12 protein-coding genes and 2 pseudogenes are annotated in these 11,909 nt (G+C 32.4%); 4 read left to right on the top strand and 10 right to left on the bottom strand.

The features are described 5' to 3' along the window. Window positions 1-511: 511 nt before the first annotated feature. The 3 genes from MHH66_RS13640 to MHH66_RS13650 all read right to left on the bottom strand — a co-directional run bounded on the left by MHH66_RS13640 (window position 512) and on the right by MHH66_RS13650 (window position 3,767). Window positions 512-2,458: a bifunctional metallophosphatase/5'-nucleotidase gene (locus tag MHH66_RS13640; protein ID WP_002032306.1), complete on the bottom strand. Its 1,947-nt coding sequence runs from the start codon at window positions 2,456-2,458 to the stop codon at window positions 512-514. Window positions 2,459-3,014: 556 nt separating this feature from the next. Next, window positions 3,015-3,530: a DinB family protein gene (locus tag MHH66_RS13645; RefSeq protein ID WP_078185797.1), complete on the bottom strand. Its 516-nt coding sequence runs from the start codon at window positions 3,528-3,530 to the stop codon at window positions 3,015-3,017. An 84-nt stretch (window positions 3,531-3,614) separates the two neighbouring features. After that, window positions 3,615-3,767, bottom strand: coding sequence for a hypothetical protein (locus MHH66_RS13650; RefSeq protein ID WP_002069882.1), 153 nt, complete (start codon window positions 3,765-3,767; stop codon window positions 3,615-3,617). 299 nt (window positions 3,768-4,066) lie between these two features. Between MHH66_RS13650 and secY the strand changes: the two genes are divergently transcribed. Both secY and MHH66_RS13660 read left to right on the top strand, forming a co-directional pair. Then, window positions 4,067-5,371, top strand: coding sequence for a preprotein translocase subunit SecY (gene secY, locus MHH66_RS13655; RefSeq protein WP_002069884.1), 1,305 nt, complete (start codon window positions 4,067-4,069; stop codon window positions 5,369-5,371). Between the two features lie 81 nt (window positions 5,372-5,452). Then, entirely contained in the window at window positions 5,453-5,896 is a 444-nt protein-coding gene (locus MHH66_RS13660; RefSeq protein ID WP_078185798.1) for a carboxymuconolactone decarboxylase family protein, read from the top strand. Window positions 5,897-5,973: 77 nt separating this feature from the next. Here MHH66_RS13660 and MHH66_RS28605 read toward each other — a convergent pair. Continuing rightward, window positions 5,974-6,111 (bottom strand): annotated as a pseudogene (locus MHH66_RS28605) (DnaA N-terminal domain-containing protein); the annotation flags it as partial. Beyond that, window positions 6,112-7,029, bottom strand: a complete 918-nt coding sequence (locus MHH66_RS13665) for a DMT family transporter (RefSeq protein WP_016095416.1) — start codon at window positions 7,027-7,029, stop codon at window positions 6,112-6,114. A 148-nt stretch (window positions 7,030-7,177) separates the two neighbouring features. Between MHH66_RS13665 and pdxR the strand changes: the two genes are divergently transcribed. After that, on the top strand, window positions 7,178-8,617 hold the full coding sequence (gene pdxR / locus MHH66_RS13670) for a MocR-like pyridoxine biosynthesis transcription factor PdxR (RefSeq protein ID WP_016095415.1): 1,440 nt from the start codon (window positions 7,178-7,180) through the stop codon (window positions 8,615-8,617). Window positions 8,618-8,957: 340 nt separating this feature from the next. Here pdxR and MHH66_RS13675 read toward each other — a convergent pair whose 3' ends face one another. From MHH66_RS13675 to MHH66_RS13690, 4 genes and pseudogenes are all read right to left on the bottom strand, one after another. After that, window positions 8,958-9,380: a DUF3995 domain-containing protein gene (locus MHH66_RS13675; RefSeq protein WP_078185753.1), complete on the bottom strand. Its 423-nt coding sequence runs from the start codon at window positions 9,378-9,380 to the stop codon at window positions 8,958-8,960. Window positions 9,381-9,538: 158 nt separating this feature from the next. Beyond that, window positions 9,539-10,072: a TetR/AcrR family transcriptional regulator gene (locus MHH66_RS13680; RefSeq protein ID WP_002013313.1), complete on the bottom strand. Its 534-nt coding sequence runs from the start codon at window positions 10,070-10,072 to the stop codon at window positions 9,539-9,541. 231 nt (window positions 10,073-10,303) lie between these two features. After that, entirely contained in the window at window positions 10,304-10,801 is a 498-nt protein-coding gene (locus tag MHH66_RS13685; RefSeq protein ID WP_002085380.1) for a DUF421 domain-containing protein, read from the bottom strand. Further along, a pseudogene (locus tag MHH66_RS13690) lies at window positions 10,785-11,058 on the bottom strand (hypothetical protein). The gene MHH66_RS13685 and the pseudogene MHH66_RS13690 overlap by 17 nt, the downstream one beginning before the upstream one ends. A 127-nt stretch (window positions 11,059-11,185) precedes the next feature. Here MHH66_RS13690 and MHH66_RS13695 point away from each other — a divergent pair. Continuing rightward, window positions 11,186-11,428, top strand: a complete 243-nt coding sequence (locus MHH66_RS13695; protein WP_002200406.1) for a hypothetical protein — start codon at window positions 11,186-11,188, stop codon at window positions 11,426-11,428. A gap of 35 nt (window positions 11,429-11,463) precedes the next feature. Here MHH66_RS13695 and MHH66_RS13700 read toward each other — a convergent pair whose 3' ends face one another. Then, entirely contained in the window at window positions 11,464-11,667 is a 204-nt protein-coding gene (locus tag MHH66_RS13700) for a hypothetical protein (RefSeq protein ID WP_000290880.1), read from the bottom strand. Between the last annotated feature and the right edge of the window lie 242 nt (window positions 11,668-11,909).

Here is an 11,909-nt window from a genome sequence, read left to right on the forward strand (position 1 = left end):
ATTATCTATATTCATTCTAATCAAAGTACACTTATATCTTATTAACAACATAAAAAACCACTCTTTACTATTTTAAGAATAGTAGATAAATACTTTAGTGAGGCAACGCATATACAAGTTAGATTTTTCAATATAATTTTGTTATTTATGTCTATAGCTGCATGGATTGTAACGTTTTGAGACTGCTGAAGTCTTATATGAGTTTCAGGCTTTTTTATCTTGTCAAAAATATCTTTCAAAGATATTTTTGTCTCCCCATTTAAATATAGAAAAGGACATATCTATTGCATGTTATTAACTTAAGGTATGTTCTTTTAAAGCATATTATAAATATACATAGTGAGAAATGAAACAATAATTATTCAAATGAAAAATCCCCTAAATTTTTAAAGCGATTCAGGGGATTTTTTACCGATGATTCTCTATATTTCCATACCGATCACAAACTTTTTTAGGATAATGGTATGTCCAAGTTTAATAGTTTTTTGCACGAGAGCCATCTTTTTTATATTTATTTAATTATCCTACTAAGTTTTTTGTAAAATTCACCTTTTCTTTTTACATGATTAAACTGATTTGGATTAATATTAGCTTTTTGTGAGAGTGCTACAATCTCTTCTTTTGTAATTGAATCTTTAGTATTTATAGATGCTATATTTGTATATTTTCCATCTTCTGTTTTTGGGATTTCTAAAATCCCTTTATTTACAAGATCAACTACAGCCTTATGCTCTGAAGAATGTGTATCTACACCAGTAATTTTCCAATTATGCATAACTTTTGGCGTGTATACACCGTTCTTTACCTCTTTTAAATATGTAATAGCAAGGTTACGAATGGTTCCACCTGTTTCTCCGAATGCATTCTCTTGTTTAGATGACCAAGTTTGTTCAAATTTACGTCCCTCTAAAGCTCCCCCTTTTGCCTGAAGAGCCTCCATTCTATACGCATTCATTCCTAGCGTCATAACATCGCTCATTTTGATTGGTTTATTTGTACGAATAGAGCGTAAATTTGTAATTCTACTACCATATGGTTTTGTTAAGTCAATTTCGTATTTTACGCCTCCAAAGAAATCGTTCGTACTGTATTTAGACGCACGACGATTTTTATCAAAGCTAACTGTTACATCTCCGGCACGAGATGAGTTAAAATATCCTGCTGCCCATTCCATATAGTCTTTTAAATCTTTTCCAGTTATCTTATATACTGTAATTTCTCCCAAAGCATATTGATAATTATAAGCAATATCTTTCTTCTTTATAGGACCTATATCCAAACGGGCATAATCATTATCAATTTGATGGGCTACTACATCCGCCTTACTGTAATGGAGCATGACTTCATGAAAGAAATCTGATAAAGGTGTCTCTTGAATCTGCACACTTGGAATACCCTTTATTTCATTTTCAGGAACAAGGTTTCTACCCTTTAATTGGGCCACTACAACATTTGCATCTCCTCTCGCATACTCATGAAAAGGTGTTAGTGTTTCTTCAAGTGTAGAATCAGATAATACTGTAGTTCCATCAGCATTTTTTACAGGTATAGCGGTAGCTGTTTTATCTTTTAAAACAAGCTTCCCATCTTGCTTTGTAAAAGTAAGGTCAATACGTGAAATATGCGTTCCGTATTTATCTGGTTCTGTAATAATTACGCCATTTACAACTTCTTTTTTTACAAGTTTATGCATATGAGCCGCAAAAATAGCGCTTAGTTCCGGACAAGCATTCGCAATATCTTGAACACCAGTACCTGGGATTCCATTCTCATTTTCTAGTCCCATATGCATAACCCCTACCATTACATCTACTTTATCTTCTAATTCTTTAATAGCCTTTTTTGTCTCTTCTACTGGATTTTTCACTACTAAACCATCCAAATGATCTGTCCCTTTTTCAAAATCACTAATCATTGGTGTATTCATACCAATAATCCCGACTTTAATTCCACCTTTTTCAACAATCGTATATGCAGGAAGAAAACGCTCTCCATTTTCCTTATAAATATTTCCTGCTAACGTCTTTCCCTTGTATTGCTCACTAACTTTTTTCAATGTATCTAATCCAAAGTTGAATTCATGATTTCCAAATGCCCAGGCGTCATATCCCATTGTATTCATTGCTACCATCATTGGCGATTGTGGCTTATCGTTGAATAATTCTACTGAGTTTCCTTGAATTGTATCCCCGGCATCTACTAATATGGTATTTGGATTTTCTTGACGTACCTTCTTTATAACCGTATAAAGCTGCGTCAAACTTCCACTCATATTTGCTCCATCAAGCGCATAATCCCAAGGCATAAATCTACCATGAATATCTGCAGTACCTAACAATGTAATATTAACATTAGATTCCTCAGCCTTAGAAATAGCTGGTTTGACTGTTACTGCTGTTACAAGAAGCATAAGAATAATAAAATTGCATACATAGTTCTTCCATTTCATTTTTTGCATAATAACAATATTTCTCCCCTTTTTGTACTGTCATAAAGTTGCTTGAACTTTAAAAATGTAACTTATTATTCAGAGAAATTCAACTACAAAAGATAATTTTGTAGTTGGTTTTGCTGTGAAAATATAGAGAATAAAATGCATATATCCCCTAACAGAATAGTATTTTATCATTTTCTAATAAAATACTTCTTCCTCCAACGTGTGAAGGGCGCTAAACCAACGGTAGATGTATATGTACTTTCAAAATTTTGGACATGCAACTCATTTTCGGATTTTATTTCTAATTTTTTCCTTCTATATGAAAATACTGAGATCACTTCCAAAAATAATAACCCCGCTCTTCATTTAAGACGGGGTTACACTTATACAGCAAATCGGATTCAGATTTTTTTCAAATGTTCGTTTCCTCTTCAGGAGTAAAATCTGCTAGTTTCGTATTTTTTTCTGCTTATTGGTTGCTTTCAACTAAATTCATCATAATTTTAATCAGGACTTGTATTTTATCACTCGAACCCTTGATGCTATCCCAAATCGCTCAATAAATAGATAATGATTTTTACTTTTCAACTTCACAAAGCAATTTTATCTCTTTGATTTGTTCTATATGACGCTGTTCATGCAAATAGATCAGTTCTATCCACTGATCAAGGAGTAATTCTCCAAGAGCTGAATGCGTCACTGATTTTTTCGCTAATATAGATTCATCTTCTATTGTACTCAGGAAACGCATCAATTCTTTTCTAGAGTCGTTTAACAAATCAACCATTTGCTGCACTTCAAATGGTTCTATACTTGGTTCAATCATTTCTGGGGCTATAAATTTTATCGATCTATCTAATAAAATAGTGTGAATTTCTTTACGCTCATTTAAGATACTATCCATCTTTTTTAATCCCGATGAAATAACTGTTATAACTCTCTCATCTAATAAAACTAAGTGATGACAAACTTGTGCTATACTCCATTTATCCTTATCTGGTTTCCTATTAAATTGAGCATCACTTAACAAAGTAATTTCCTCAAATAATTGATTTCTAGTTTCATAAAACTTGTCATTTACAAATGTATTCATGTGAATTCTCCTTTCATTAGAACCTACATACTTAGATTCCTACGCTAGAAATATTCTCTATGGAAAAAAGATTTTCCTTCACTATTATTCCAATCCAATCTTTTCTTTCTTTAGTAGGTTCTCTAATTCATGCTGAAACGTATGAGTTCTCTCAACATCCTTGAAGATTTCCTTGAGGTTATTATGCGCTACAGCTACATCATAATACTTTCCACGGAATCCCTTCAATATAACCACATAAAACGTTCCTAATTATCAATCTAGCATTAAATATATGTAAAAAATCATCCTATTCATTCATTTTTCATGCTTATGTATGTACATTTGTTAATTTATTAGTTATATTATGGGTATTGAATGATTACGAAAAGTCAATAAATCGCTTGTATAACACCTTATATTTTTATATCCGTGAAAACTACAAAATGTATAAAATTCCATTTGTCAAATGAATTTAATGCGGAAGGAGGTTTGTGGTTACTTCATCGGGATATAATAATCAGTTTTGAACTGATAAAAATATAGGAGGCGACATAATGTTTCGTACGATTTCAAATTTCATGAGAGTAGCTGAGATAAGAAACAAAATTCTTTTTACACTAGCGATGCTAATTGTTTTTCGAATTGGCACGTTTATTCCAGTTCCTCATACTAACGCAGAGGTATTAAAAGTACAAGATCAAGCCAACGTTTTAGGTATGCTAAACGTATTTGGCGGAGGAGCACTGCAACACTTCTCAATCTTTGCTGTAGGTATCACACCATATATTACAGCTTCTATCATTGTACAATTACTACAAATGGACGTTGTACCTAAATTTACAGAATGGGCAAAGCAAGGAGAAATGGGCCGTAAGAAATCAGCTCAATTTACTCGATACTTTACAATCATTCTCGCATTTATACAATCCATTGGGATGTCTTATGGTTTTAATAATATAGCAGGTGGACAATTAATTACAGATCAAAGCTGGACTACATACTTATTTATTGCGACAGTTTTAACTGCTGGTACTGCATTTTTACTTTGGTTAGGTGAACAAATTACCGCTAATGGCGTTGGTAATGGAATCTCAATGATTATCTTCGCAGGACTTGTTGCGGCGATTCCAAATGTCGCTAATCAAATTTATTTGCAACAATTCCAAAACGCAGGCGATCAGTTATTTATGCACATAATAAAAATGGTTTTAATTGGACTCGTAATTTTAGCGATAGTTGTTGGTGTTATTTACATTCAACAAGCTGTTCGAAAAATACCGATTCAATATGCAAAAGCTGTTTCAGGAAACAATCAATATCAAGGAGCAAAAAATACTCATTTACCTCTTAAAGTAAATAGTGCAGGTGTAATTCCTGTTATCTTTGCTTCAGCCTTTTTAATGACGCCGCGTACAATTGCGCAGCTCTTCCCTGATTCAAGCGTATCTAAATGGATAATTGCGAATCTTGATTTTGCACATCCATTTGGAATGACACTATATGTGGGTCTTATCGTTGCCTTCACATATTTCTACGCGTTTATTCAAGTAAATCCTGAACAAATGGCTGAGAATTTGAAAAAGCAAAACGGATATGTCCCGGGTATTCGCCCAGGTAAATCTACAGAACAGTATGTAACAAAAATTTTATACCGTTTAACATTTATCGGTGCGATTTTCTTAGGAGCAATTTCAATATTACCACTTGTATTTACAAAAATCGCTACATTACCACCATCTGCTCAAATCGGTGGTACAAGTTTACTAATCATCGTAGGTGTTGCATTAGAAACGATGAAGACGTTAGAAAGTCAACTTGTGAAGCGTCATTATAAAGGTTTTATAAAAAAAGTGAATTAATTACAAAAACACACTAGAAGTCACAATAGCGACCTAGTGTGTTTTTATTATAAAAACTTATAATAACGGAGGTTTTGTCTTATGAGTCAAAGAATGTCTTATTATGATATTTCGCCTGATGGTATGAAAATTATGATGGATATGGAGAAATACACGAAGAAATCTTCAATTAATCGAGCTGTTAGAGAGCTTATAAAAATTAGAGTCTCTCAAATTAACGGCTGTGCTTATTGTATCGATATGCATACTTCTGACGCCCGAAAATTGGGTGAAACCGAGCAAAGAATTTATTGCTTAAATGCTTGGGATGATTGTGATTTTTATACTCCTGAAGAAAAAGTTGCTTTGGAACTATCGGAGCATATTACTCTCATTCCTACTAAAAGAGTTCCTGAAAATCTATACAACCGAGTACGTGAACACTTTGACGAAAAACAATATGTTGACCTTGTGTTAATCATTAATCAAATAAACAGTTGGAATCGAATTTCTATCGCGATGGGTAATACCATAATAAAAAAATAACACTTATCCACCAAACAATATGCGATTGATTTAGTTAAGTGTAAAATTAAATACACCCTATATTAAAACACAGTTGGTTATTTCTCCAACTGTGTTTTTGATTTTACTATCTCTAATCCGTATTCTAATGTGTTAATCCTTTTCTTCAAATTAACTATTTTTTCTTCTAAATTTCGAATGCGTTTTCCACTGTTTTCCACATCATTAAACTTTAACTACATCTCTTTTTTTAACAACCTTCCCTGCTTAAAATAAACTCCAAGTGTAGAACGATTCGCTAAAAATACACCAATCAAGATTAAACAAGCTCCAATTCCCATTGTAGGATTTAATGGTTCTCCTAATACAAAATAACCTACAATAACAGCAATTAACGGCGATACATATAACCACGTTGATGGAAATACAGGATTTGTTTTTGATAAAAGCCAGTAATATAAACCGTGTCCACCGATAGATCCTACAAATATGAGATATAAAATTGGCCATTGTACATTCCAAGATGTTAAGATTGTTAGATTAGGCTGTTCCATTACGATAGATACAATTAACAACAAAACTCCTCCATAAAACATTTGAATGCCGTTAATGAGAAATGGTGATACGTTAGGTAAATCTGAAAGTATCTCTTTAGAACGAATAGAACCTATTCCATAAAACAACTCTCCTACTAATATAAAAAGGCAAGCGATACTCCATATGAATGTAAGTTCTTGATGCATTCCAGGTAAAGAAATGCAAAAAACACCAAGGAGTGCTATAACTAAAGCGACAAGTTGTTCTTTTTGCAATTTTGTTTTATTTCTCTTTGATTGTAATAGCAAAATCATCATTGGGGCTGTTGCAGATAGAACTGCAGCTAATCCAGAAGAAATATATTGTTCAGCCCAGTAAAGGGTCGCGAATGTCATAAATGTTAAACAAAAACCAGCATATATAATACGTTTCGATAATAAGTAAGGCATAATATCCTTTCGCTTTAATTTAAAAATAATAATGAGAATAAGGCCCGCCAAAAAGAAACGAATTCCAGCTGAAAATAATGGTGGTGCCCCCGCTTCTATTCCAATTTTTATCGTTAAAAATGTCGTTCCAAAAATAATACATACTAAAATATAATTTAAAATGACCATTTTCCTTCCTCCTTTTTACTCTTGAAATGAGTATAGAGGATATGGTGTATAACAGTGTATCCACGCATATAACAGTTGAATAAAAATATAGTTGATTGTCAGGATGTTTTTCGCTTTAATTAAATTAAAAAGAAAAACAGGTGATTCTATGAAGATAGTACTACGTAAAGAATCCAACATACCATATTACCAACAAATATATATGCAAATTGTTGAGAGAATTCAAAGCGGGATGCTTTCACATGGCGATTACCTCCCTTCTTTACGTTCTATGGCCGATGATTTGCAAATTAGTTTATTAACTGTTCGTAAAGCTTATAAACAGTTAGAAACGAAAGGTTATATACGAATTGAACAAGGAAAAGGTGCCTATATACATAAACGTGTGAATAAAGATTTCAAACCAATTCCATATCAATGGCAACAAACGAAATCCATTAATGTTATGCGTTCTCAATATGTGATGAACCAACACCGTAAATATTTCGATTTTTCACAGGCGGTCCTTTATCCGCGTTTATTACCAAATCCGTTTCTTTCAGATGAAATGCACAAATTACTTAATAAAGATCAAATGATACTAGCAACTTACGGACCTGTTCAAGGCGATAAAGAACTTAGAGTGGAAATAACAAACTACTTAAAAGAACACCAACAATTAGTTACAGATCCATCTCAATTATTAATTACAAGTGGTGCCCAGCAAGGCATCGATTTAATCGCCCAAACATTATTAAAGCCTGGAGACATAGTGTTAGTAGAAAGTCCGTGTTATGGAGCGGCGCTTGATGTATTTGTTAATAAAGGAGTTCAAATTATCCCTGTTAGTCTTGATAACAACGGCATTCGCTCAGATTTAATCGATGATATTTGTCAAAGAAAGAATCCTGTTTTGTTATATGTGAATCCTACTTTTCAGAATCCAACGGGCACAGTAATGAGTAAAGAAAGAAGAATGGAACTTGTAGAACTAGCAGAGCTATATAACTTCTTCATTATTGAGGATGATTCTTTCGGAGAAATTTATTTTGAGGATTTTAAAATTCCCCCTCCAATAAAAAGCTTTGATACAAATGGTCATGTTATATATTTAAAAGGATTTAGTAAAACGTTAGCACCAGGTCTTCGCATCGCGGCACTTGCAGCTGAAGGACATATCTTTGAATGGTTATACGCTGTGAAGGCTTCGATGGATATTGGTAGCCCTTTATTAACGCAGAAAGCACTACTTCCTTTTTTACGAGCGGAACGAATGAAAAATCATTTAGAAAAATTACGTACAGCTTTACAAATTAGACGCGATTTAACAATTGATATATTATCTCCATTAAAAGAATTAGAATTTGAAATACCTAATGGAGGATTTAACTTATGGATTACACTCCCTCAGTCAATCGATCCTTTTACATTATTACAAAAAGCGAATGAAGTAGATATTTCTTTTTTACCCGGCACAGCTTGTTTGTTAAGCCATGAAACTCAATATAATCATTTACGAATTAGTTATTCAATGTTAAATGATAAAGATATGTTGATTGGATTAGAAAGATTACATGATACAATTGCTAAGTTTAAATCAATGATTTAAACTCCAAAACAACAACTAACCTCTTATTCACACAATAAAAAATCAACACTTTAAAATTTTATTAAAATTCAAGATATAAGCTGAACCTATTATTAATAGTGAATTCTTATCTAATGTCATACATTATATGTATAAAAATTAAAAGGATAGAAGAGCTTGAATAAATTCGCCCTATCTATCCTCTTTTTAAACACAAATGACTAATCATAGCGGACTTCGCTGTCACCAGAACCCGTATTGCTCTATTGCTATGCTCAAACTTCTTTTTATTGCTACTTGTTCAATAAGAGGTGTTTTCTTCCTGCATAAAATTTATTTTATAGTGAATTCATTATACTTATTAAAACAACAACATGATATAGACAAAACCAAAGAATAAACATAATGGACTATAGAACCAAGTGTCATATCTAGCAAACTGAGAATGTTTAATTTTTTTGAAAAATCCAACAAACTTAAAATCACCAATTGCCCTAACAATGAAAACTAAAGCACAGACAATACTTCCGATTTTAGATAAACTATTTGCTTCGAACCCCTGCAAATAACCTACTTGAACAACAATAATGACACTAGCTAATAGAATAAGAATGGCTACGAATAATGTTCCCCATATTCTCGGAGTAAAAGCAGGCTTATGTTCTCCCTCTTTTACTGGGATAGCAGCAGCAGAACCCCATCGACCTCCAAAAGCCCAATAAATATGCAAAAAACTGATAAACCACAGAAGCCCCACAGCTACTACTATTAATAGTAATTTCATTTATTCGCCCCCAATTTCGTAACTTCAAAGATAACATACACTACCGTATGTTATAGTGAAAGTATTGTCCCTTCAGGTTTTATAACCATATTAGGGACATTTATTATCGAATAATCAATTATGCCTCAGCATAATTGCGTCCGGAGGCTTTACTTTTTTCAGTGGATGTTTGGACATCCGCTGAAAGAAGTTAAAAGCTCAACCATTTTATCAATATCAAAATTAAGATTTGCTTCAAACCTTGTCATCCATCCTACATACGTTAAATAGGCAAGTCTCGCTCGATCAATTGATTCAGTTTCGTCTACGCCCATTTTTTGATACAATTTTGCAACACAAGAAATTCTTTGTTCTTCTATATCTACTAAACGTGTTGCCACAACAGGATCGTATTTAGCCCAAGCATAAATACCATTCTCAATTTTTTTATCTCGATTAAAACTAATCTGTAATAGCTGTTCTAAAGAGGCATCCTGTTGCTCCATACTTTGAACAATCAGCTTTGTTGCATGTACTTCCCAAAAGTCGAGCATAGAATCTAAAAGCTCTTGATGGTCACGAAAATAGTGATAGAAGCTTCCTTTGCTTATTTTTAGCAATCGAGCAAGTGCTTCAATGCGAACTTTATGTATACCTTCATTAGCTAATTGTTGTAATCCTACTTTTATCCAGTCTTCTCTCGTTAATTGCATATTATCCCCCTAATAAAATACGGTAGCGTATGTTTTACGTTAGATTACTACTATTCTCATTTTTTGTCAATTATTCATTCTGTTTATTTTTATGAACTTTAATGTTGTTGTTGTTAATCGTAATATTGATCGTCATCACCCTCGGTAAATTAGATAACACGAAAGTCCCTTCAGGATTACTGAAGGGACTTTTACACGTTTGTGAAAAGTGCCTTTATGTACAGTCTAAAACTATTTTTTCAGATTGCATTGCTCTAGAAGCTTTTCTAGCATTTCCAAAGTAACTGGTTGTGCCTTAGTAGTTAGTTGATACCCAATCCGTCCATTCGTTTCTACAGTTGCTTGTTGTAAATTCTTGATTTCATGTATACCTTTTTCTCTCAGATGCATAAATAATTGTTGTTCTGACATTTTCGCGCGTAATAAATTTTTTTTTAAGATTTCTCCGTTTTCTATAACAATAATGCTATTTCCATTTAGAAACTTTTCTACTTTTCGTGATTTCAATTCAAAAAAATGAATAATAAGTAAAACACCCGCAAAAATAAACGCAGCAAAAATAGATGGGCCTACTTTCCTACTTAATATAGGTTCTACAATAATACGTCCTATAGAAACCACAATAATAATTTCAGCTCTCGTCATTTGGCTAACAGATTTACTACCTGTCAATTTTAAAACAATAATTCCAGTGAGGATTAAAATAATGCTTTCAAAAAGTATATTCATTACAGCCCAATCCTTTAATAGTGGATTTTACTAGTATTCCCATTAAAGGATTTTTATGATATTTTAAAGTATCCATTCTCTTTACGTGCCTTATTCTTTGAAGCACCTCTCTCCCAGCTAGTAATGTTAAAGCATCAACTTTCTTCATTTGCTTCTACTTGTGATTCGTTACGAATCATTGCATACACAGTATGACCTTCTTTTATTAGCATTGGTATTAAAGAACGTGCTGTTGCACCTGCTAAAAAAATTTCCAAATGTTTTTCTTCTTATTTTGAATATCATAATTGAGACGAGACATATATAAGCTATGTATAATAATCAATATGAAAGATTCATCCAAAATTAAAGCTATAATGTTGGCTAGCAACCAATAGTGATAACATGATAATTGAATTTGATGGATATGGAATTAATGAGTATGTTATTGGTCATAACTGTTCTATCAGTAAGTTAAAAAAAATGTATTTTAACGTAAAAAATGAAGAGTTATCTAATGAGGAGCTTATAAATTTATTTTGTGTACGTTATCATTTTGAAAACATTCCAAAGTCATTACAAGAAGACATTAAGAGTGATGTCGTCATTGACTTAGATACGGACTATATTTATATCCCTAATAGATAACAATAACCCAGTAAACTAAAATGGTTTAATGTAACTTACGATTCAGACAAGAATTTAATAAAATAAGTAATTGCCCAAATGGAAGTCGCGAATTGAGTAACAAAATACATTGTCCATTCGAAAGAAGTCAGTTTTCTCTCTCGTTTAATCTTCTTTAAGTATCTGTAAAATATTAATGTACTCAAAAACATAAGTAATAAAGAGAATTGTTGTAAATCATCGACTATACGTACCGCCATAGACCCCATCACCCTCCTAGACAAAATATAGACTATACTTTAAGGATATCATTTTTTGGTAATGATTCCCTATACATTTAATGAAGTTAAAAAATGTTTTATGCGATATATGTGTAAAGATAATAAAGTTGTTTAATTTTGTTCTTAGAAATACATTAATCGCCTACTCATAAATTTGATGGGCGATTATTATTTTTGTTTAATAATTGCTTTATTTCACACCATTTGCAATATGCTTTATT

The sequence above is a fragment of the Bacillus sp. FSL H8-0492 genome, from assembly GCF_038006145.1.
Taxonomy (GTDB): domain Bacteria; phylum Bacillota; class Bacilli; order Bacillales; family Bacillaceae_G; genus Bacillus_A; species Bacillus_A mycoides.